The 22112-nt window shown below is 61.2% G+C and carries 17 protein-coding genes and 1 riboswitch; of the genes, 13 read left to right on the top strand and 4 right to left on the bottom strand.

Annotated features, from left to right (window positions below):
* Positions 1-20: 20 nt before the first annotated feature.
* Positions 21-371: a metalloregulator ArsR/SmtB family transcription factor gene (locus tag RUH64_RS02585; RefSeq protein WP_313811062.1), complete on the bottom strand. Its 351-nt coding sequence runs from the start codon at positions 369-371 to the stop codon at positions 21-23.
* Between the two features lie 99 nt (positions 372-470).
* Between RUH64_RS02585 and arsB the strand changes: the two genes are divergently transcribed.
* The 4 genes from arsB to RUH64_RS02565 all read left to right on the top strand — a co-directional run bounded on the left by arsB (position 471) and on the right by RUH64_RS02565 (position 4440).
* Positions 471-1556 carry an ACR3 family arsenite efflux transporter gene (arsB, locus tag RUH64_RS02580; protein WP_313811061.1) on the top strand — a complete coding sequence of 362 codons (1086 nt, stop codon included), beginning with the start codon at positions 471-473 and terminating at the stop codon, positions 1554-1556.
* 3 nt (positions 1557-1559) lie between these two features.
* Positions 1560-1967, top strand: a complete 408-nt coding sequence (locus RUH64_RS02575; protein ID WP_313811059.1) for an arsenate reductase ArsC — start codon at positions 1560-1562, stop codon at positions 1965-1967.
* A gap of 10 nt (positions 1968-1977) precedes the next feature.
* Entirely contained in the window at positions 1978-3378 is a 1401-nt protein-coding gene (locus RUH64_RS02570) for an NAD(P)-binding domain-containing protein (RefSeq protein WP_313811057.1), read from the top strand.
* A 144-nt stretch (positions 3379-3522) separates the two neighbouring features.
* Positions 3523-4440 carry a ribonuclease H gene (locus RUH64_RS02565; protein WP_313811055.1) on the top strand — a complete coding sequence of 306 codons (918 nt, stop codon included), beginning with the start codon at positions 3523-3525 and terminating at the stop codon, positions 4438-4440.
* Positions 4441-4510: 70 nt separating this feature from the next.
* Here the strand turns inward: RUH64_RS02565 and RUH64_RS02560 are convergent, their stop codons facing one another.
* Positions 4511-5959 (bottom strand): APC family permease, encoded by a 1449-nt coding sequence (locus RUH64_RS02560; RefSeq protein ID WP_313811053.1) that lies wholly within the window; start codon positions 5957-5959, stop codon positions 4511-4513.
* 255 nt (positions 5960-6214) lie between these two features.
* On the opposite strand from RUH64_RS02560, the gene RUH64_RS02555 reads away from it, so the two are divergent.
* From RUH64_RS02555 to RUH64_RS02520, 8 genes are all read left to right on the top strand, one after another.
* Positions 6215-7372, top strand: a complete 1158-nt coding sequence (locus RUH64_RS02555) for a serine hydrolase domain-containing protein (RefSeq protein WP_313811052.1) — start codon at positions 6215-6217, stop codon at positions 7370-7372.
* A gap of 26 nt (positions 7373-7398) precedes the next feature.
* The gene (locus RUH64_RS02550) at positions 7399-8181 is read left to right on the top strand and encodes an SGNH/GDSL hydrolase family protein (protein WP_313811050.1); all 783 of its coding nucleotides are present in this window, start codon (positions 7399-7401) and stop codon (positions 8179-8181) included.
* Between the two features lie 102 nt (positions 8182-8283).
* Positions 8284-8381, top strand: a riboswitch (glycine riboswitch).
* A 165-nt stretch (positions 8382-8546) separates the two neighbouring features.
* Positions 8547-11393 (top strand): aminomethyl-transferring glycine dehydrogenase, encoded by a 2847-nt coding sequence (gcvP, locus tag RUH64_RS02545; protein ID WP_313811049.1) that lies wholly within the window; start codon positions 8547-8549, stop codon positions 11391-11393.
* Positions 11394-11404: 11 nt separating this feature from the next.
* Positions 11405-12520 (top strand): glycine cleavage system aminomethyltransferase GcvT, encoded by a 1116-nt coding sequence (gcvT, locus tag RUH64_RS02540; protein WP_313811048.1) that lies wholly within the window; start codon positions 11405-11407, stop codon positions 12518-12520.
* Positions 12521-12579: 59 nt separating this feature from the next.
* The gene (gene gcvH, locus RUH64_RS02535) at positions 12580-12960 is read left to right on the top strand and encodes a glycine cleavage system protein GcvH (protein ID WP_313811047.1); all 381 of its coding nucleotides are present in this window, start codon (positions 12580-12582) and stop codon (positions 12958-12960) included.
* Positions 12960-14282: a serine hydroxymethyltransferase gene (glyA, locus tag RUH64_RS02530; RefSeq protein WP_313811045.1), complete on the top strand. Its 1323-nt coding sequence runs from the start codon at positions 12960-12962 to the stop codon at positions 14280-14282. Before gcvH ends, glyA begins: the two co-directional genes overlap by 1 nt.
* A 182-nt stretch (positions 14283-14464) precedes the next feature.
* Entirely contained in the window at positions 14465-15874 is a 1410-nt protein-coding gene (locus RUH64_RS02525; protein WP_313811044.1) for an L-serine ammonia-lyase, read from the top strand.
* Positions 15875-16056: 182 nt separating this feature from the next.
* Positions 16057-16458 (top strand): VOC family protein, encoded by a 402-nt coding sequence (locus RUH64_RS02520; RefSeq protein ID WP_313811043.1) that lies wholly within the window; start codon positions 16057-16059, stop codon positions 16456-16458.
* 158 nt (positions 16459-16616) lie between these two features.
* Here RUH64_RS02520 and RUH64_RS02515 read toward each other — a convergent pair whose 3' ends face one another.
* Positions 16617-17495, bottom strand: a complete 879-nt coding sequence (locus RUH64_RS02515) for a formylglycine-generating enzyme family protein (protein WP_313811413.1) — start codon at positions 17493-17495, stop codon at positions 16617-16619.
* 166 nt (positions 17496-17661) lie between these two features.
* Positions 17662-19989: an arylsulfatase gene (locus RUH64_RS02510; protein ID WP_313811041.1), complete on the bottom strand. Its 2328-nt coding sequence runs from the start codon at positions 19987-19989 to the stop codon at positions 17662-17664.
* Positions 19990-20737: 748 nt separating this feature from the next.
* Between RUH64_RS02510 and mgtE the strand changes: the two genes are divergently transcribed.
* Positions 20738-22093: a magnesium transporter gene (mgtE, locus tag RUH64_RS02505; RefSeq protein ID WP_313811040.1), complete on the top strand. Its 1356-nt coding sequence runs from the start codon at positions 20738-20740 to the stop codon at positions 22091-22093.
* The last annotated feature ends 19 nt before the right edge of the window (positions 22094-22112 follow it).

The raw sequence follows: 22112 nt of genomic DNA, 5'->3' as shown, positions 1-22112 counted from the left end.
GCAACGACGCATCGGTCCTTTCACAGCTCCATGATAAGTGCCGCGGCCTTCTTTAATTCGTGGGGGACCAGTGTGTAATAGGCCCAAGTACCGCGCTTCTCCCGCGCCAGCAGTCCCGAGTCAACGAGAATTTTCAGGTGGTGCGACACTGTGGGCTGGCCCAGCTGCAACGGTTCGGTCAGGTCGCAAACGCAGGTGCCATCACTCGGCCCGTTCTTCACGATCGACAACAGACGCAACCGATTCGGATCGGCAATAGCCTTCAAAATTCGAGCACCCTGTAGTGCATCGGCCTCGCCCATGGCCCGTGGTGAGGTCGTCGGGCAGCAGTCGGATTCACCTCTGCCGCGCGGCAATGATGTTGTTGTCATGTAAAGCATCCTACTTAGATTGACATTCATCGATATAAGGAATCATACTCAAAGCGAACCTAAATATCGATGAGTATCAATATAGTCTAAGGACGTTTCGTGTCATCACCCTCGCTCCCAGATACCAAGCAGGTTGCCGGAAAACTCTCCACGCTGGACCGATTCCTGCCGGTCTGGATATTGCTGGCCATGGGCCTCGGGCTGGGACTGGGCCGCATCCTGCCTTCACTGGGATCTGCCGTTGATTCCGTCAAGGTAGCTGGGGTCTCTTTGCCGATTGCGCTCGGACTACTGGTGATGATGTATCCGGCACTGGCCAAGGTGCGATACAACGAAACCGGGCGCGTACTGGCTGACAAGAAATTGATGATTACCTCTCTGGTGATTAATTGGGTGTTGGCACCCGCGTTTATGTTCTTATTGGCATGGCTCTTCCTGCCTGATCTTCCCGAATACCGCACAGGGTTGATCATTGTCGGATTGGCGCGCTGCATCGCCATGGTGCTGATCTGGAACGACCTGGCCTGTGGCGACCGTGAGGCAGCCGCGGTGCTGGTGGCGATCAATTCACTCTTTCAGGTTCTTGCCTTCGGAGTCCTTGGATGGTTCTACCTGCAGGTGCTGCCCACATGGTTAGGTCTGCCCACGACCAGCGCCGAATTCTCCGTCGGAGCCATCACACTTTCGGTCCTTGTTTTTCTCGGCGTCCCCTTGCTGGCAGGATTCTTGACTCGCACTTTTGGCGAAAAGGCGAAGGGACGTGAATGGTATGAGAAGAAATTCCTCCCCAAAGTCGGCCCCTGGGCGCTCTATGGGCTGCTGTTCACCATCGTTCTGCTCTTTGCGCTGCAGGGCGATACGATCATCAGCAAACCTTGGGATGTGGCCCGCATTGCCTTGCCGCTGTTGGTGTATTTCATTGTGGTCTTCGGCGCCGGGATGTTGATCGGGCATGCACTGAACCTCGGCTACGCACGCACCACAACGCTGGCCTTCACCGCTGCCGGCAATAACTTCGAGTTGGCCATCGCCGTCGCCATCGCCACCTTCGGTGCCACCAGCGGCCAGGCGTTGGCAGGCGTCGTTGGACCGTTGATCGAGGTGCCGGTCCTCGTTGCCCTGGTAAATGTGGCCCTCTGGTCTCGCAAATTCTTCCCCGCTGCCACCGTGTCGCTGAAAGGCTGATCAATGAGCGCTAAACCGTCTGTCTTGTTCGTTTGTGTCCACAACGCCGGCCGCTCGCAAATGGCGGCTGCCTACCTCCAACACCTATCCGCCGGGCAGATTGACGTCCGCTCGGCAGGATCCATGCCAGCAGATCGTGTAAACCCAGCCGCGGTGGAGGCGATGCGAGAAGAAGGCATCGACATGTCGGCCGAAACCCCGAAAATTCTGACCACCGAGGCGGTCCAGACATCGGATGTCGTGATCACCATGGGCTGCGGCGACACGTGTCCGATCTTCCCCGGCAAGCGCTATGAGGACTGGAAGCTGGATGACCCTGCCGGTCAAGGCATCGACTCGGTACGTCCAATCCGCGATGAAATCCGTGCCCGCATCGAAACCCTCATCGGCGAACTACTACCGCAGCCCTAGGAACATCATCATGACTACTGATCATCCTTTTCTCGTGATCGGCGCCGGCCCCATCGGACTGGCCACCGCCGCCCACCTGCACGAACGAAAGCAAAAATTCCTCGTTTTGGAATCCGGCGCAACACCCGGCGCAGCCATGAACGAGTGGTCCCATATCAAGCTCTTCTCACCGTGGAAATACAATGTGGACGCAGCGGCCCGCCGACTGTTGGAAGCTCCCGTTGACGGATCCACAGGCGAATGGGAGATGCCTCGAGAAACCTCGCTGCCGACCGGCGGAGAATTAGTCGAGAACTACCTCAAACCGCTGGCAGCCCACCGGGCGCTCGCCCCCTCAATGCGCTACAGGCACCGCGTCCTGAGCGTTTCGCGTATCACCGACAACGGGCTGGGCCTGGATAAAACCCGCACCGCTGAACGCGGTCAAGCACTCTTCCTCGTGCGCGCCCAGACGCCAGAGGGAATCCACGATTTCACCGCCAGGGCCGTCGTCGACGCCTCGGGCACTTGGAACACACCCAACCCCGTGGGACGTGCGGGACTTGCCGCTCCGGGAGAGAGTGAGGCACGTGCTCAGGGCAGAATTACCTCCCCGCTGCCCGACCCGCTGGGCGCCGATCGCGAGAAATTCTCGGGAAAAACCATCCTGGTGCTCGGAGCCGGCCACTCGGCGGCCAACACCCTGATTGCCCTGGGCCGGATCAAGCGGGAGAACGCGGACACCCGGATTGTGTGGGGTCTGCGCGGTATGGCAAATCCGATCAAACTCTACGGCGGCGGAGCGGCCGACCAACTCCCTGCCCGCGGCCAACTCGGCACCAGCCTGCGCCGCCTCGTGGACACCGGGCAGGTGGAGCTCATGGAAAACACGTCCATCACCTCCCTCAGCGCAGACTCCCAAGTTCGGATTCAGCTTGCCTCAGGCGGGGATCTGGTCGTGGATTACATCGTTCCCGCAACCGGATTCCGCCCGGACTTGAGCATCCTCTCGGAACTGCGTCTGGAGCTGGACCCGGCGGTGGAAGCACCACGCGAACTGGGTCCTCTCATCGACCCGGAATTCCACAGCTGCGGAACGGTCAGCGCCCATGGTGAAAAGGTGTTGTCCCATCCGGAGACGAACTTCTACATCGTTGGGATGAAGAGTTATGGGCGGGCACCCACGTTCTTGATGGCCACCGGCTACGAGCAGGTCCGCTCCATCGCGGCCCACCTGGCAGGTGATGCCGACGCTGCGGCAAAGGTGGAACTGCACCTTCCGGAAACCGGCGTCTGCTCCACCGATCTTGCCGGCTCCTGCGACGCGCCGTCCGCCGTCGAGACCGGCTGCTGCGCTGAGCCGCAGCCGCTGACGCTTGGATTTCCAACTGGAACGATGCACGGGTTCGCCCAATTGCGCACCAGCGATTAGGCAGGAGGTTTCCTTCGTGCCGCAACTGAGCATGGCCGCACAGAGAGCTGATCACGCGTAAAAGTTCCACAAAACCGGCGGCTTCACATGCCACACTGGCCGCCACCAGCGGTGAATCGGCCCTCCACGTGGCAGGATTAATGTATGACGATCATTGCGGCGGCAGACGGATCAGCGCTGGGAAACCCGGGACCGGCAGGCTGGGCCTGGTATGTGGACAAGAACAACTGGGCGGCCGGCGGCTGGGACCACGGCACCAACAATATGGGCGAGCTGCAGGCGGTGCTCGAACTCTTCCGCGCCACCGCAGCCTATCCGGAAGAAGATCTGAAGATCCTCTGCGATTCCCAATACGCAATCAACTGCATCACCAAATGGATGCCGGGCTGGAAGAAGCGCGGCTGGAAAAAGGCCGACGGCAAGCCCGTCTCGAACCAAGACATCCTGCTCGAACTCGACGAGGCAATCAAGGGCCGCAAATACACCTTTGAGTGGGTCAAGGGCCACGCGGGCCACGACCTGAACGAGGCGGCGGATGATCACGCCCGCGCCGCCGCCACCGCACACCAGCAGGGCACCGCACTGGATGCCGGCCCCGGATACACCGCAGCAGGAGCTGCACCTCAGCCGCAGGCGGCCGGAGCCGCCGAGGAACCTGCCGCGCCGGTGACTGAACCGACGCCAACCCCGGCCCCGGCCACAACTGATGTCGCTGCCACCATCTATGAACTTGAACTCGGATTCCTGGACCCGCAGATCCGCAGCAGCTTCAACGAGCTGAAGGACTTTCTGCATCCTGGTTATCAGGAAGTGACCCGCACCGGGGGACTGCTGGATGTCTCAAGCATCCGTGCCCACCTGGACGCCGGGCAGCAGCTGCTGCCCACCGGGGAGATCCAGGTGCTCACGGCCCGCGAGGTTGATTCGCGCATGGCCCTGCTTGCCTACCGGATGAAGGTGGAGGCGTACACGGTGCTGGTGGTCTCCTCCTGGTGGCAGCTGACCGGGGACGGTTTCAAGCTGCGCTTCCGCCAAGAGACGGCCGAAACTACCGCAGGCTGAGGCAACGAAAAAGGTGCGGGTGGTTCGATTTGATCGAACCACCCGCACCTTGTCCTATAGTCAGGCTGGATTAGAACTCGCCCGGGCGCGTGGAGATCACGCCCTTCTTGTAGTTGATGCGGTTGGCAAGCCAGTTCACTGCCCACAGCACCACGCCAAGTGCCAGCAGCAGCCCGGCGATTTCATACTGTACCCAGTCCTCGCGCGAACGCGCCCACGGGCCGGTCAGGAACGCACAGGTCAATGCTCCCAGGATCGGGAAGATCGTCGGTGCGCGGAATGAATCCTCCGGGGCCTTGTCGCGGCGCAGCACCAGCAGCGCAATGTTCACCACGGTGAACACACACAACAGCAGCAGGGCGGTGGTGCCGCCAAGCGAGCCGACGATGCCGCTCTCGGAATTCATGTTCACGTAGACCACCAGTGCGACGGCAAGCACCGTGGTGAAGATGATCGACAGGGCAGGGGTGCGGCGGGTCTTGCTCACCTTGCCCAGGAACTGCGGAAGCACGCCCTGGCGCGCCATGCCGTAGAGCAGGCGGCTGGCCATCAGCATGTTCATCAGAGCGGTGTTCACCACGGCGAAGACCGTCAGGAACGGGAAGATCGCATCGACAGGGATGTTCGGTGCGCCGATGCGGACCACGTCAAGCAGGATGCCAGCATCGGGGTTCTGCGGGTTGAGCAGGTCGCCGGTCGGGATCACCATGATGACGGTGACGGCGACGAGCATGTAGATGACCGCACAGATGCCCAGGCCGAGCAGCATGATCTTCGGGAAGGTCTTGTTCGGGTTCTTGGTCTCTTCCACCAGGTTCACCGAATCCTCAAAGCCGACCATGGCGAAGAACGCAATGGCGGTGCCCATGGTGACTGCTGCAAAGACGCCGCGGTCTTCTGGGGTTTCAAAGACAACCAGGCGGCTGATGTCGCCGTGCCCGCTGGCGATGGCGCCGAAGCCGATGGCGATGATGACGGCCATGATGCCCAGGGACACGATGGTGAGCACCAGGTTGAACTTCACGCTTTCGCCGACGCCGCGCAGGTTGATCAGCGCGAGGATCACGATGATCGCAATCGCTGCAAACATGCCTGCCTCGGGGGTGTTGGGCACCCCGTCGATGAACTGGCCGAAGCCGATCAGCAGGTTGCGGCCCACCAGCGTTGCCGAGGTGGCGGCGCTGGTAATGCCGGAGCAGGCGACGGTGAATGCCACGATAAAGGTGACAAAGTGAATGCCGAAGGCCTTATGGATATACAGCGCCGCACCCGCTGCATGCGGGTACTTGGTCACCAGTTCCATGTAGCTGAAGGCTGTCAGGGTGGCGATCGCAAAGGCGAGCAGGAAGGGCAGCCATGCCGCGCCGCCGACCTGTCCGGCAACCTTGCCGGTGATCGCAAAAATACCGGCGCCGATGATGTCGCCGATGATCAAAAATAAAAGAAGCTTGGGTCCGATAACTCTTTTGAGTTCCGTCTCCTCGCCGCTCGCTGGGGTTTCTTCACGGGTAGCGCTCATGCGTTCCTAGTCATCTCCTTTGATTCGAGCGGCAAACAGATCAAATTTAGGCGTCGTCAAAACTGTGGGCAAATTCAAACCATATGGTTCCCGGTAAGCGGTAGCACTCATCGGTTCAGTGGTAGTAAATGCGGTGCGTTTGTGAGATGTCAAGCGTTGTCAGGGGCTTGTGAATATGTGACCCGGCGCGCTTTCACCAATCCGAGGTGCGCACATTAGTGTTAGTTGCATAAGGACAAGCGTTGAAGGATTTTGATGGAATCGGTCATAACACCTGACTTTGCCCCGCTGGCCCACGCCCTGGAGGACCGTGCGGCACAGGAAGAGGGCTATTCGGCGCAGCTTGCCGTGTATCACCGCGGCGAACTGGTGCTCAGCCACACGGTCGGCGAACACCTCGGCGGAGACGGGCTGACCTGTGTGTTCTCCTGCACCAAGGGCCTGAGCGCGCTGGTCATCGCCCTGCTCATGCAGGACGGCCTGCTCGATCCGGCCGAACCAATCACCACCTATTGGCCCGAATTCGGCACCCATGGCAAGGGCCAGCTGACCCTCGGAGAAGTGCTCAGCCACCAGGCAGGCGTGCTCGGGGTTCCCGGGGGAGTGCCGAGCAAGATCCTGCTCAACTCTGCCGAATACGCCAAGATCCTTGCCAGCATGCCGAGCATCTGGCCACTGGGGCAGAACATCTTCGGCTACCATGCCATCACCATGGGCATCCTGATGGAAGAACTGGTCCGCCGGGTCACCGGCAGGGAACTGAAGGACGTCTACGAGGAACGCATCCGCGGCATCCTGGGAGTCGACGCATATATAGGACAGGATGCATCGCTGGAATCCCGCTACCGCCAGGTGCTGCCGGGCCTGAACGATGCCGGCGCCTTCTTCGACCCCTTCTCCCCGGCAGGGCTCGCGGTGAACTCAAGCTCGGGCTTCGCCTTTGAAAACGGCCCGGTCTACAGCTGGCACGAGGCGGCCAACTCGCCCATGATGCGCGCCATCGGCCCGGCCTCCATGGGCGGCGTGGCGGACGCCCAATCCCTGGCCGCCACCTACGCGGCTTCCTTCGGACCGGTTCCCTCCCTGGGCATCAGGCAGGGTTTCCTTTCCGAGGACACCTGGTCGCGGGCATCCACCGAACTGGTCTACGGTCCGGAGCGCACCGGCGGACAAATCCAGGCCTACGCACTGGGCTTTATGAAACCCACGGCCAACAACGACTTCGGTTCGATCTTCGCCTACGGCCACGACGGTGCGAACTCCTCGTTGGCCTACGCCGACCCCGCCTACCAGTTGAGCTTCGGCTTCATCCCCTCGCGCAACGAGGGCCAGCGCGAGAAGTCCACCGGCATCCAGCTCAGCCAGCTGGCCCGGCAGATCGTGATCGGCACCATGATGAAGGCCCGCGGCTAACCCCGGCGCAACGACAAAGGAAGAACATGACTAAAAAGTATCTAGCGCTGGGCGACTCATTCACCGAAGGCGTGGGCGACGAAGACCTGCTGCGGCCCAACCAGGTGCGCGGCTGGGCGGACCGCGTGGCCGAGGTGCTCTGCGCGCAGGAGGACTGGGAATACGCCAACCTCGCCATCCGCGGCAAAAAGATCCGCCAGGTCATCAACGAACAGTTGGATCGGGGCCTGTCCATGGCCCCGGACCTGGTCAGCATCTACGCCGGCGGCAACGACATCCTGCGCCCCAAGGCGGACCTGGACGCGCTGATGCGCGGCTACGAGGGCATGGTGCGCCGTTTTACCGAGGCAGGATCCACCGTGCTGCTGTTCACCGGCTTTGACACCGTCGACTCCGCCCTGTTTTCCAAGACGCGGCCGCGCACAGCCATCTACAACGAGAAGATCCGCGAGATCGCAGACACCCACGGCGCGCTGATCGCCGACTACTGGCGCTGGCGCGAATTCTCCGACCTGCGCTATTGGGCGGTTGACCGCCTGCACATGTCCGCCGCGGGCCACGCCCTGATGGCTTCCAAGGTGTTGAACGTGCTCGGTGAAAACAATGTCACCACGGCGAACTTCGCCTCGCAGATCCCGGCCCCGCAGCTTCCTGCCTTGGCGGTGAACTCGCGCGGGGAGCAGCTGAAGGAGGATCTCGGCTGGGCCAAGGCGCACCTGGGTCCGTGGATTAAGCGACGGCTGACCGGCACCTCATCGGGGGATACTTTGTCCGCAAAGTATCCAGACTACGTCCACCTCTCGGTGTAAACGCGCGGCGCCAGCTGCGCGGTTCACGAAGCTTTGCAGTTGGCGCTGTGGCGGGTACCATAGATACGTGCTGTGGGTCCCAGATTCACGGCGCAACGCCATAGACGGATGGCGGGAGAGTCCCGTTCACACCATGAACGGGCGCCGTAGGAGCAATTCCTCCCCAGGAAACTCTCAGGCCCCCGTACCGCCATCAACAGGCAACTCTGGAAAGTAACCGGCTTGTTCCGGTTCACCGAAGGTGCAAGCAACCGGTATCGTTGGCCGGCTGTGTAAAACTCTCAGGTTGTGCAACAGGGATGGGGAGGGAAAGCGACCTTCCTTTGGCATGCGCCAAGACAGATCCCCATGGAGATACCTGCACCATGACCATCACGCAGACTTCTGCAACCACGAACACTGAATTTGTGGGCCGTCATATCGGTCCTCGTCAGTCCGACGTCGACACCATGCTTCAGACCCTTGGCTACACCAGCCTCGACGAGCTGATCGACACCGCGGTTCCTTCCGACATCCGCCAGGAATCGGCACTGGACATCCCAGCAGCACTGAGCGAAACCGAAGCACTGGCCCACCTGCGTGCGCTGGCTGACAAGAACGTCATGAAGACCCAGATGATCGGCCAGGGCTTCTACGACACCATCACCCCATCGGTGATCCGCCGCAACATCGTGGAAAACCCAGCCTGGTACACCGCCTACACCCCGTACCAGCCTGAAATCTCCCAGGGCCGCCTCGAGGCCCTGCTGAACTTCCAGACCATGGTCATGGATCTGACCGGCCTGCCGATCGCCAACGCCTCGCTGCTTGACGAATCCTCCGCCGCCGCAGAAGCAGTGCTGATGATGCGCCGCGCCAACAAGAAGAAGGCCAGCGGGAAGACCGTACTGGACTCAAACATCTTCCCGCAGACCATCAAGGTTGTGCAGGGCCGCGCCGAAGCCCTGGGCTTCGAGGTTGAGGTCGTTGACCTGTCCGCAGGCCTGCCTGAGGGAGAGATCTCCGGCATCGTGCTGCAGCAGCCGGGCAACGACGGCTCCATCGCGGACCACGCCGAGATCATCGCCGCGGCCAAGGCCGCCGGGGCCATGGTCACCGTGATCGCCGACCTGCTCTCGCTGACCATGATCACCGCTCCGGGCGAGCAGGGTGCAGACATCGCTGTGGGCAACACCCAGCGCTTCGGCGTGCCGCTGTTCTTCGGCGGCCCGCACGCAGCCTACATGGCTGTGGGCAAGGGCTTCGAGCGCTCCATGCCGGGCCGTCTGGTGGGCGTCTCCACCGACGACGCAGGCCACAACGCCTACCGTCTGGCACTGCAGACCCGCGAGCAGCACATCCGCCGCGAGAAGGCCACCTCCAATATCTGCACCGCCCAGGCGTTGCTGGCCATCTGCGCCTCGATGTACGCCGTGTACCACGGCCCGGCAGGCCTGAAGCAGATCGCCTCCCGCGCCCACAACCACGCCCGCGTGCTGGCCAGCTCGCTGAGCGCCGGCGGCTTCGCTCTGGCATCGGAAAGCTTCTTCGACACCCTAGTTGTCACCGTCGATGACGCCGCGGCCATCATCGCCAAGGCCGATCAGGCGGGCATTAACCTGCGCAAGGTCAGCGAGACCCAGGTGGGCATCTCCACCGACGAGACCACCACCTCGGCCACCGTGAAGGCGCTGGCAGGCGTGTTCGGCATCGAGGTTTCCGCACCGGAGGGCTTCGAGATCCCAACAGGTTTGGTGCGCACCAGCGACTACCTAACCCACCCGATCTTCAACTCCATCCACTCCGAAACCCAGATGATGCGCTACCTGCGCCGCCTCTCGGACCGCGACCTGGCACTGGACCGCACCATGATCCCGCTGGGCTCGTGCACCATGAAGCTGAACTCCGCCACCGAGATGGAATCCATCACCTGGCCGGAATTCGCCTCCATCCACCCTTACGCACCTGCAGCGCAGACCGAGGGCTGGCGCGAACTGATCACCGACCTTGAGGGCCGCCTGACCGCCATCACCGGCTACGCGGGCGTTTCCATCCAGCCGAACGCAGGCTCCCAGGGCGAGTACGCGGGCCTGCTGGCCATCCGCGACTACCACGCATCGCGCGGCGAAGCCCAGCGCAACATCTGCCTGATCCCAGCCTCCGCCCACGGCACCAACGCCGCCTCGGCGGTGCTGGCAGGCATGAAGGTAGTGGTCGTGAAGACCGCAGCGGACGGCACCATCGACGCCAATGACCTGGATGCAAAGATCGAGGCCAACAAGGACGCCCTGTCGGCCATCATGATCACCTACCCGTCCACCCACGGCGTCTACGACGCCGACGTGCGCGAGGTCTGCGACAAGGTCCACGCCGCAGGCGGCCAGGTCTACATCGACGGCGCGAACATGAACGCCCTGGTGGGCCTCGCCCAGCCGGGCCAGTTCGGCGGCGACGTCTCGCACCTGAACCTGCACAAGACCTTCTGCATCCCTCACGGCGGCGGCGGTCCGGGCGTTGGCCCAATCGGCGTCGGCGCCCACCTGGTGCCGTTCCTGCCGGGCGACGCCTCGGGCACCTACTCCGAGCGCGACGGCGTGCCGGTAGTAGCCACCGCCTTCGGTTCGGCCGGCGTGCTGCCGATCTCCTGGGCCTACATCGCCATGATGGGCGGCGAGGGCCTGACTTCCGCCACCAAGCATGCAATCCTGAACGCGAACTACATCGCCAAGCGCCTGAACGAGCACTTCCCGATCCTGTTCACCGGCAACAAGGACCTGGTGGCCCACGAGTGCATCCTGGATCTGCGCGAAGTGACCGCCAAGACCGGTGTGACCGCTGAAGACGTGGCCAAGCGCCTGATCGACTTCGGCTTCCACGCACCAACCCTGGCCTTCCCTGTGGCAGGCACCCTGATGGTTGAGCCAACCGAATCCGAGGACCTGCGCGAGATCGAGCGCTTCATCGAAGCCATGATCACCATCCGCCAGGAAATGGAAGAGGTCCTTGCAGGCGTCTACGAGCTGGAGGAATCCCCGCTGCGCCGTGCACCGCACACCGTGCAGGCAGTGGTCAACAGCAACTGGGACCGCAAGTACACCGTCGAGCAGGCGGCCTTCCCGGTACCGAGCCTGAAGGTGGACAAGTACTTCCCTGCAGTGGGCCGCATCGACGGCGCCGGCGGCGACCGCAACCTGATCTGCTCCTGCCCAGCTCCTGAAGCCTTCGAAGACTAGGAACTTTTGACGTGACTGACATCAAGCACACCGTACTGCATGACAAGCATGCAGAACTGAACGCTTCCTTCACCGACTTCGGCGGCTGGGACATGCCGCTGAAGTACGGCTCGGAGCTGGCAGAGCACAAGGCAGTGCGCTCCACCGCCGGCCTGTTCGACCTGTCCCACATGGGCGAGGTCTACTTCACCGGTCCCGACGCAGGCACCGCGCTGAACACCGCACTGGCAGGCAACTTCACCATCATGAAGGTCGGCAAGGCCAAGTACTCGCTGATCCTGAACGAAGACGGCAAGATTATCGACGATTTGATCGTCTACCGCTTGGAAGATGAGAAGTTCCTCGTGGTTCCGAACGCCGGCAACGCACCGGTGGTCGCCGCAGCCTTGGCAGAACGCGCCACAGGTTTCGACGTCGTCGTCGAGAACGCCTCGGAGGCCACCAGCCTGATCGCTGTGCAGGGTCCGAACGCTGAAGCCATCGTGAAAGAACTGGCAGCCGATGAGGCTACCGCTGCCGCGGTGGAAGAGCTGAAGTACTACGCCGCGGTTCGGGTGGTGCTCGGCGGCGTCGACGTGCTGCTGGCACGCACCGGCTACACCGGCGAAGACGGCTTCGAGCTGTTTATCGCCAACGAGGTCGCCGCGGAACTCTGGGACAAGGTCGTCGAAGCCGGCAAGGCCCACGAACTGGTTCCCTGCGGCCTGGCCGCCCGCGACTCGCTGCGCCTGGAGGCAGGCATGCCGCTGTACGGCAACGAGCTGTCGCTGGAACGCACCCCGTTCGACGCAGGCTTCGGCCCGGTGGTCTCCTTCAAGAAGGAAGAAAACTTCGTGGGCCGCGAGGCTCTTGAGGCGCTGCGCGAGCAGACCCCTTCCCGCAAGCTGGTAGGCCTGAAGGGCCTGGGCAAGCGTGCAGGCCGCGGCGGCTACGCCATCGTCAAAGACGGACAGACCATCGGTGAAATCACCTCCGGCCAGCCGTCCCCAACCCTGGGCTACCCGGTAGGCCTGGGCTATGTTGATACGGCCTACTCCGAAATCGGCACCGAACTCGAAGTCGACCTGCGCGGAAAGACTTTGCCATTTGTCGTCGTGGAACTGCCGTTCTACACGCGCGCCAAGTAACGTTAAACAAAGCGGGCAGTTTCAGAAGCCCACTATTTCCCTTGGGAGAGGAAAACATCGTGAGTAAAGTTCTTGCATCACTGCGCTACTCGGCCGAGCACGAGTGGATCGACGCAGCATCGCCAGCAAAGGTCGGCATCACCCAGATTGCTGCCGACGCACTGGGCGACGTGGTCTACGTTGACCTGCCAGAGGTCGGCGACGCAGTCACCGCCGGCGAAACCTGTGGCGAGGTAGAGTCCACCAAGTCGGTTTCCGACCTGTACTCGCCGGTGACCGGCACCGTGGTGGAGATCAACGAGGAAGCAGTGGACAACCCTGCCATCCTGAACGAAGATCCATACGGCGCAGGCTGGCTGTTCACCGTTGAGGTCAGCGAAGAGGGCCCACTGCTCTCCGCAGCAGACTACGCCTCCGCGAACGGTGGAAACGTCGAGTAATGACTAACAAGACTTTTGAATCCCTGGCTCCTGCGTCGTTGACCGCGTCGCTGGCCGAGCTGGATCCAGAGGTGGCTGTGCGGATCGATGCTGAACTGGCTCGCCAGCAGCGTGGTCTGGAAATGATCGCCTCGGAGAACCACACCGCGCAGGCAGTGATGCAGGCGCAGGGCTCGGTATTGACCAATAAGTATGCCGAGGGCTACCCGGGCAAGCGCTATTACGGCGGTTGCGAAGAGGTCGACGTGATTGAGACGTTGGCGATCGACCGCATCAAGGAGCTGTTTGGTGCGCAGTTCGCCAATGTGCAGCCGCATTCCGGTGCCCAGGCCAACGCTTCGGTGTATCACGCGTTGGTGCGTCCGGGCGATACCGTGCTGGGGTTGAACCTGGCCCATGGCGGGCATTTGACCCATGGCATGAAGATCAACTTCTCGGGCCGTTTGTTCAACATTGTTCCTTATGGTGTGAATGAGCAGACGAACCTGGTGGACATGGACGAGGTGGAGCGCCTTGCCATTGAGCACCAGCCGAAGATGATCGTGGCCGGCTGGTCGGCGTACCCGCGTCAGTTGGACTTCGTCCGCTTCCGTGAGATCGCCGATAAGGTCGGGGCGTACCTGTTTGTGGATATGGCGCACTTTGCTGGTCTGGTCGCTGCGGGGTTGCATCCTTCGCCGGTGCCGCATGCGCATGTGGTCACGTCGACCACGCATAAGACCCTGGCTGGTCCTCGTGGCGGCATTATTCTCTCGAATGATCCGGAGATTGCGAAGAAGATTAATTCTGCGGTGTTCCCTGGTCAGCAGGGTGGTCCGTTGGAGCATGTGATCGCTGGTAAGGCGGTGGCGTTCAAGATTGCCGGTTCGCAGGAGTTCAAGGAGCGTCAGGCGCGGACCTTGGCTGGTGCCCGGATTTTGGCTGAGCGTTTGACTCAGGCGGATGTGGCGGCGAAGGGGATCAGCGTGTTGACCGGTGGTACGGATGTGCACCTGGTGTTGGTGGATCTGCGCAACAGTGAGTTGGACGGCCAGCAGGCCGAAGACCTTCTGGCACAGGTGGAGATCACCGTGAACCGCAACGCGGTGCCGTTTGATCCACGCCCGCCAATGGTCACCTCCGGCCTGCGCATCGGTACCCCGGCGTTGGCTACCCGCGGCTTCTCGGAGGAGGCGTTTGCAGAGGTCGCCGAGATCATTGCACAGACCCTGATCGCCGGCGCCGAGGGCAACACCGAAGCCCTGGCCGAACTCAAGGATCGTGTGTTGTCTTTGGCTGCGGCCCACCCACTGTACCCGGACCTGGCAAAGGTTTCCGAGTAAGTTCTTCTAGCGAAGAAGGAGGGCCCGAACCGCGGAAACATTCGCTTTTCGGGCCCTTCGCCTTTCAACCGCCACGGAACACGCCGGCGGAGGAAAAGCGCACGAGTGCTCTTGTGCGCACCACATGTTCACTTCGGGAAGAGCACCCGAATGACCTCAAGTTTCTAAGGATGTGACCCGCCATGGCGGTTAGCGTATTCGATCTCTTTTCGGTAGGCATCGGACCTTCGTCCAGCCACACCGTAGGGCCAATGCGTGCAGCGCACGCGTTCATCGCACACGTAGTGCGCGAAAACCAGCTTGATGCCCTGGCGTCCATCCGCGTCGACGTCTACGGTTCGCTGGCGGCCACCGGCAAGGGCCACGGCACCTTCACCGCGATCATGCTCGGCCTGGAAGGCTACGAGCCTGAGACCGTGCTGCCCACCCAGGTCGACGACCGCCTGGCGGATATGGCGGCCACCGGCGTCCTGCGCCTTGCCGAGCAGCTGGATGCCCGCAAGGACATCGACTACAAGGTCGAGGACATGATCCAGCACCCGCTGACGGTCCTGCCGCGCCACACCAACGGCGTCAAGTTCATCGCCCTGGACGCCGAGGGCAATGAGCTGGCCAACGAGACCTTCTTCTCCGTGGGCGGCGGCTTCATTGTGCGCGAAGGCGCCGAGGAACGCCTCGAAGCGAACCTCGAAGAGAAGGTCAAGCAGCAGCCGTACCCCTTCACCACCGCGGCCAAGTTGCTGGAACACTGCGCCGCCACCGGCAAGTCAATTGCCGAGATCATGATGGCCAACGAAGAGGCTTACCGCAGCACCGAAGAGATCCGCTCCGGCCTGATCCACATCTACGAGGTCATGGAAGCCTGCAAGGATTCAGCACTTGAGCGCAGCGACGTGCTGCCTGGCGGTCTGAAGGTCCGCCGCCGCGCGCCCGAATGGCACGAACGATTGAAGAAGGAAGACAAGGACCGCGACCCCGTCTACTGGCAGGAATGGATCAACCTGGTCGCACTGGCGGTCAACGAGGAGAACGCCTCCGGCGGACGTGTGGTCACCGCACCAACCAACGGCGCCGCGGGCATCATCCCGGCGGTGCTCTTCTACGCCACCCACTACGCACCGGGCGCCAAGTACTGGAACGAAGAGGAAAAGCACGACGCAATCGTCCGCTTCCTGCTCACCGCCGGCGCCGTCGGCGTGCTCTACAAGGAGCAGGCATCCATCTCAGGGGCCGAGGTCGGCTGCCAGGGTGAGGTCGGTTCGGCATCTTCCATGGCCGCCGGCGGCTTGGCCGAGGTGCTCGGCGGCACCCCCGCCCAGGTGGAAAACGCCGCGGAGATCGCCATGGAGCACAACCTTGGCCTCACCTGCGATCCCATTGGCGGCCTGGTGCAGATTCCATGCATCGAGCGCAACGCCATCGCCGCTTCCAAGGCGGTCAACGCGGCGAAGATGGCGCTCATGGGCGACGGTGAACACCACGTGAGCCTAGACGAAGTCATCATCACCATGCGTGAAACCGGCAAGGACATGAGCGACAAGTACAAGGAAACCGCCATGGGCGGCCTGGCCGTCAACGTCGTGGTCTGCTAATTTCACAGCGCACCAATCGGGCGGATGCTCCCCAGCGAAGGGGAGCATCCGCCCGATCTGTTGTTGGCGCAAATTTCTTGGTTCCCACGGCGAACGGTTGTCGAACCAACCAATCGCCCCTAGCGTATGACATACCGGTTTTCACGCCCGAAGGTGTCCACCTCACGCTAGGAGTATCGTCAATGGCTGCGCCCCTCATCTATGTCAGCTTCCCCGGAACTGCACGCGAAGCACTGAATTTCTATGCTCAAATCTTCGGGGGAGAGCTCTCGCTCTATACCTATCAGGAGTTTGGAAGAAATGACGGCCCACCCAGCGCCATTGCGCACGGTGTTCTCAGCGGGCCGGTGGCGCTGGCCGGATCCGATGCTGCGGCAGGAGAACCCGCGGTGCGGATCGAAGGCCTCATGCTGTCATTGCTCTCAACCGCCGAACCGGTAATCCTGCACGAATGGTTCGACCAGCTCAGTCTCGGGGGGACTGACATCGACCCGCTGGCCCAGCGAGCGTGGGGCGATTGGGACGGGCAGGTCACCGATCGATATGGTCTGCGCTGGCTCATCGGATATCAAACACAAGAATGATGAGGCTCATGCCGCTGGTCGCTCCTTGAAACTCAAAGCTGTGAGTTCAGTAGAGCTTTTGGAGTCATCCGGACCGTGCAACACCGCGATGCACGCGACAACGGCAACTCATTCCTACTCGGTTCGGAAGATGGCCTTCTTCCAGGCGCAGGCACCTTTTATCGTGCGCAGCGGAATCCGATGTGTGTAGTTGCAGAGTCCTCGGTCTGCGGGGAGCGCGCGGCTGGCCGGTAGCGTCGGCAGTAGTCAGGTGAGCACATATGCGATCCGCCCTTGAGAACGCGCTGCTGGGGACCGGTTTCCGGAGGCAACAGATTATTCCGGCCCTCGGCAAGGGGGAATTTCTGATCCAGCGGGACATGCCGCGGCACATAGGGATCGCTGGTCCATTCCCAGACATTGCCGATCATGTCATAGAGCCCGAAGTTGTTCGGGGCAAAGGTACCCACGGGAGAGGTTCCCACCCACCCCTTGGCGCCTGTGTTGAGGTAGGGAAAGGACCCCTGCCAGGTGTTGGCCCGCAGTTCCCCGGAAGGTACCTCTGCATCACCCCACTGGTAGGGGGAGCCGTCCACGCCGCCCCTTGCGGCAAATTCCCATTCGGCTTCGGTGGGGAGGCGTTTGCCAGCCCACTGGGCATAAGCTGTGGCATCGACGAAAGATACGTGAGTTACCGGATGGTCCAGACGATCGTGGAAGCTTGAGGAAGGACCCTGTGGATGATTCCAACAGGCGCCGGGTACCCATTCCCACCAAAGGCGCCAATTTCTCAGATCCACGGGTCCAGAACTGGGTTTGAATACCATCGATCCTGCAGCGAGATCGGCTGCCGGGACCCCGGGGAAATCTTTGGGATCGAGGGCCTTCTGCGCAACGGTGATATATCCGGTGTCTTCAATGAAGTCCGAAAACTGGCGGATGGTCACCGGTGTTGCATCAAGTTCAAACTCGTGAACTTCTCGTCGATGCGCGGGACGCTCTTCGGGGTAGAAGTGGTCTTCGCCCATTGTGAATGAGCCCCCGGTGATTCGTATCATTTCCACGGTTCCAACCTAGCAAAAGCACTGGGCGTTTACCGGTATCCGTATAAGTACAAGGCATCGCGTCTCTGTCTAACGGGTGTGCTTTAAACGCCGTCGGTTCGCTGATCTGATGATCAGCGAACCGACGAAAAATATACAGTTTTTCAGCGACCGCGATATCCTAGTCCAGCAATTCCACGACGACTTTTCCGAGCTTTCCGGTGAATCGGAATGGCACCTCATAGTCGCGAACCACCGGGGTGCCCGTGTCTTCGCCAACGTCAAAGGTTTCGTCCGCCGAGACACGCACAGGAATGGTCTGTGCTATTCGACCGCGGGCAACCTCGTTTCCGTCTACGTACAGCACGGCCTCTCCGCCGCTTCCCGCAGGACCACCGTCGTAGATGAACTCCACACTGAGGCTGTGGCTACCTGCGCTCACGGGTTCGGAAGCCGCAACGGTGTACTTGTGCTCGGGGTAATGAGACCGTGCGTAGCTGAAGGTCGGCCGTCCCTCATTGAGGTAGAACGCGTTGCCGCCAAACCAACCGCCCTGGGCGACGATCATACCTTCGCAGCCGCCTTCCGGGATGAAGACGTCGGCGGTGATCCGGTAGGAACAGTTCTTCATGTTTGGTGCCATGCCCTCGGTAATTCGAGAGATGCCTGCGTAGTACGTGAAGTCCTTGCGTCCCTTGTTATGTTCTGGCCGATTCTCCGGCCGCAGGCGTTCAATGTACCTGTCGTCCAGGGGCAGCACCTGGTTTTTGACTGCCTCGTCTAGGAAGATTTGTCGGAGCTCTTCGAGCTTTTCCGGATATTGCGCAGCCACATTCTTTGATTGCGTAAAGTCCTCTTCCAGGTTGTAGAGTTCCCATTCATAATCGTTGAATGGGTCCTCGTTCGTCTCGCCCATGCCGACCCAAGGCAATCGTTTGGGCGCGGTATTAGCGATCCACCCTTCGTGATAAATGCCTTGGTTTGCGATGACCTCGAAATATTGGGTCTTGTGGTGCTCCGGTGCCTGAGCATTGTTGAATCCAGGGGCCAAACTGGCCCCGTTTAGCGGCACTTGTTCAACCCCGTCGATGGTCTCCGGCATCGGAATGCCTGCGGCTTCAAGAATGGTGGGGACGATGTCGGTGATGTGGGTGAACTGTTCTCGCAGCTGGCCGCCGCCGGTAATGGTCTTAGGCCATGAGATCACCATCGAGGTTCTCGAACCGCCAAGGTGCGAAGCAATCTTTTTATCCCACTGGTAAGGGGAATTCATGGCGTGGGCCCAGCCGTGTGAGAAGTGATTCTGCATCCAGGGACCACCGAACTCGTCGATGTTCTCCACCATGAAGTCTTCGCGGTCAACAACGCCGTTAACGAGTACGCCGATTTCACTGGTGAATCCATGCCCGGTGGGGTCCTCGGCGCTGGATCCGTTGTCTCCCTGAATGTAGATCACCAGCGTGTTGTCCAGCTCGCCGAGGTCGTCAATCGCGTCGATGACTCGACCGATCTGATGATCGCAGTGGGAAAGTGCTGCCGCGTAGCATTCCATCTGGCGTGCGCAGACCTTTTTCATTTCATCCGACAGGTCATCCCACTTGCGGTAATGATCCGGGGTCGGGTTGAGCACTGCGTCTTCGGGGATGACGCCCAGACTCTTCTGCTGCTCGAAGGTGATGCGACGCTGCTCATCCCAGCCGTGATCAAACTTCCCCTTGAACTTTTCGATCCATTCTTTTGGAGCATGATGAGGGGCGTGGGCCGTGCCGGGGGTGTAGTAGGCAAAGAACGGCTTGTCAGGATCAACCGCCTTCTGTCGGCGGATCCAAGAGACCGCGTGATCTGCCATATCTGCATCGAGGTGATAGTCCTCTTCGCGGCCGAGGTAAGGTTCGACAGGAATGGTGCCTTCAAAAACTGCGGGGCGGAACTGGTGTGCGTCGGCACCTAAGAAGCCGTAGAAATACTCGAATCCCAGCCCGGTGGGCCAGAGGGTAAAAGGACCGGCCGGGGTGGTTAGCCAGTCGGGCACATTGTGGTTCTTGCCGAACCAAGCAGTACCGTAGCCATTCTCGGTGAGAATTTCGCCAATGGTGCCGACGCTTTTGGACACGATGCTGTGATATCCGGGGAACGGGGTGGAGAATTCCATGATGATGCCGGTCGAGGCCACGTGATGGTTGCGACCGGTGATCAATGCAGCGCGGGACGGAGAGCACAGGGCCGTGGTGTGGAAACGGTTGTACTTCAAGCCGCGTTCGGCCAATGCCTTGTACACCGGAGTAGGAATGGGGCCGCCGAAGACTTCTGAAGCGCCGAATCCCACGTCATCGGTCATCACTAGAAGGACGTTGGGAGCGCCCTGAGGTGCGCGTACGGTTTCCGGCCAATCAATGGGGTCGGAATCTTTGACAGTTCGAGCAATCTTGCCAACGTTTTGGTGTGCCGGAATGGGAAGTCGAGTGCGGTCGGGCCACTGGGCAGCGGATTGCTGCGTCTGATCATTCATGATCCATTTATATATGGGTTAAAGTTTCATTGCAATGACTTGCTCAGACGACAATTCTGTTCGATTAATACAGTCTCAACCCGTAGATGACTAGAGATTTTTGGAACAATAATAGAACTGAGTGTCCAATGACTTCGTTATTGGGGATTGAACCTGTTGGTCATTTCGAAGAGGCCTTTTTCAGCGACGGAATGCCTGAAGCGTTTTCGGTGCGTATGGCGGCCGTAACACCTGAAATAGAGCGCTGTGGAATCATATGTTGAGCGTCGATTGATTGCTTAGATGTATCTCGATCGGCCACGCCCCGCGGATGTCGGGCGCGTCGACGATGACTAGTGGTCAATTGCGGTGCCCAGGGACTCCTGCAACGTCGTGCCCTGTGACTTAGTCAACTTAAGGTGTGGGAGCCGGGGCAATGATGATATGAATTGAACAGGCCTTCATGCCGCGCGGCTTCCGCCGCCAAAAATGATCAATCCAAGGGGGTGAGCTGCATGGAAGACGGACCGAGTCGATCTATGTGCACGCGACCTCTTGGGGACGAATCTTAACGAGCAGCGCCTTTCTTTCTGCCTGCCCGAGCATACGTCTGTGAGTTCGCGCTATGGAATCACACAACTATGCGCCGCAAACCCCTCGCCAATAAACTGGTTGATTTATCGCCTGTTTGCATTGCGTGCCCCGACCCGCGGGTTGGGGCAGTAGTCCGGGGTTTTTCGCGCCAAACGTCATGTTTGGAGGACAAGTCATGAGCACCACCGAAAAGGTCGACTTCTCAACTACTTCGCGGCAGATCCGCAGCTGCCTGAAAGACGCCGACTACGGCGCGCTGGCACAGATCCTGCGCTCCCTGAACACCACCGAAATCATCGAGCAGCTGCGCCCCCTGGGGATGGCGGACGCTGCGATCCTCTACCGCCTGTTGAGCAAGCGTCAGGCACTGGAGATCTTCCAAGAGCTTGACGCCCCTGTGCAGGCCGGGTTGATTCAGGGGCTGCAGCGCAACGAGGTCATCGCCGCCTTCGCCGCCATCGATGCGGCGGACCGGGTGGCGCTGCTCGACGAGCTGCCCGCCAAGGTGGCCACCGGACTGCTGCGCGGACTCGATGCACCCAGCCGCAGCGAGACGAGCCTGCTGTTGGGCTACCCGGAGGGCTCCGTCGGTCGGGTGCTGGACACCCGGTTTGCCACGCTTTACCCTGAATTCACCGTGCAGCAGGCACGCTCCCGGTTGCGCGAACGGCTGACTCGGGTGGGTGAGCCGAGCCTGATCATGGTCATCGATCGCGACCGCAGACTGCTCGGAGCGGTGCATCTGGCACAGCTGCTGGCGGCTGACCCAGAGCAAGGCATCGCCTCGCTGCTGCGTGAGGTTCCCTCTGCCCAGGTTCAGGACCAGGCGGTGGATGCAGCGCGGCTCTTGGCCAACGGTAGGGCCGAACTTCTCCCGGTGCTGGACTCGGAGCGGCTCTTGGTGGGGGTGCTTGCATGGCGCGACGCCCTCGAGATTCTGGAAGCCGCCGAAGAGGAGCGCACCGCGCGTTCCGCCGGAGCCGAGCCGCTGCACCGGCCGTACCTGGGCACCCCGATCCGCACCATGGTGCGCGCCCGCATCGTCTGGCTGCTGGTGCTGGCCATCGGCGCAACCCTGACCGTCAAGGTGCTCTCAAGTTTTGAACAAACCCTTGAAACCATGGTGGTGCTCAGCCTGTTCATCCCGCTGATCGTCGGCATCGGCGGAAACACCGGAAATCAGGCGGCGACCACGGTGACCCGGGCGCTGGCCATGGGCGAGGTGCGGGTGGGCGACATCGGGCGGGTGCTGCTGCGCGAGGTGCGCATCGGGGCGGTGCTCGGGGTGAGCCTCGGGGCCATCGGATTCCTCGTCTCCTGCCTCATCTTCGGCGCCCAGGTAGCGGTGATCATCGGGCTGACGCTGGTGGCGCTGTGCACCATCGCGGCAGGGGTCGGCGGGATCATGCCGGTGATCGGCAAGCTGCTGAAGGTGGACCCGGCGGTGTTCTCCAACCCGTTCATCTCCACCTTCGTCGATGCCGCGGGACTGGTCGTCTACCTTTCGGTAGCAGTACTTGTTTTGGGATAAATACCGCGTACGCGGAATA

It is taken from the genome of Glutamicibacter sp., from assembly GCF_032154645.1.
In the GTDB taxonomy this organism is placed as follows: Bacteria; Actinomycetota; Actinomycetes; order Actinomycetales; family Micrococcaceae; genus Glutamicibacter.
This window is presented reverse-complemented; position numbering and strand designations above follow the sequence as displayed.

What these genes read in the sequence shown, in the direction of transcription:
- mgtE (WP_313811040.1), top strand. Translation starts at nt 20,738, where the DNA reads ATGAGCACCACCGAAAAGGTCGACTTCTCAACTACTTCGCGGCAGATC.
- RUH64_RS02570 (WP_313811057.1), top strand. Translation starts at nt 1,978, where the DNA reads ATGACTACTGATCATCCTTTTCTCGTGATCGGCGCCGGCCCCATCGGA.
- RUH64_RS02555 (WP_313811052.1), top strand. Translation starts at nt 6,215, where the DNA reads ATGGAATCGGTCATAACACCTGACTTTGCCCCGCTGGCCCACGCCCTG.
- RUH64_RS02550 (WP_313811050.1), top strand. Translation starts at nt 7,399, where the DNA reads ATGACTAAAAAGTATCTAGCGCTGGGCGACTCATTCACCGAAGGCGTG.
- gcvP (WP_313811049.1), top strand. Translation starts at nt 8,547, where the DNA reads ATGACCATCACGCAGACTTCTGCAACCACGAACACTGAATTTGTGGGC.
- RUH64_RS02565 (WP_313811055.1), top strand. Translation starts at nt 3,523, where the DNA reads ATGACGATCATTGCGGCGGCAGACGGATCAGCGCTGGGAAACCCGGGA.
- RUH64_RS02560 (WP_313811053.1), bottom strand. Translation starts at nt 5,959, where the DNA reads ATGAGCGCTACCCGTGAAGAAACCCCAGCGAGCGGCGAGGAGACGGAA.
- RUH64_RS02585 (WP_313811062.1), bottom strand. Translation starts at nt 371, where the DNA reads ATGACAACAACATCATTGCCGCGCGGCAGAGGTGAATCCGACTGCTGC.
- RUH64_RS02510 (WP_313811041.1), bottom strand. Translation starts at nt 19,989, where the DNA reads ATGAATGATCAGACGCAGCAATCCGCTGCCCAGTGGCCCGACCGCACT.
- RUH64_RS02575 (WP_313811059.1), top strand. Translation starts at nt 1,560, where the DNA reads ATGAGCGCTAAACCGTCTGTCTTGTTCGTTTGTGTCCACAACGCCGGC.
- glyA (WP_313811045.1), top strand. Translation starts at nt 12,960, where the DNA reads ATGACTAACAAGACTTTTGAATCCCTGGCTCCTGCGTCGTTGACCGCG.
- RUH64_RS02515 (WP_313811413.1), bottom strand. Translation starts at nt 17,495, where the DNA reads ATGATACGAATCACCGGGGGCTCATTCACAATGGGCGAAGACCACTTC.
- RUH64_RS02520 (WP_313811043.1), top strand. Translation starts at nt 16,057, where the DNA reads ATGGCTGCGCCCCTCATCTATGTCAGCTTCCCCGGAACTGCACGCGAA.
- RUH64_RS02525 (WP_313811044.1), top strand. Translation starts at nt 14,465, where the DNA reads ATGGCGGTTAGCGTATTCGATCTCTTTTCGGTAGGCATCGGACCTTCG.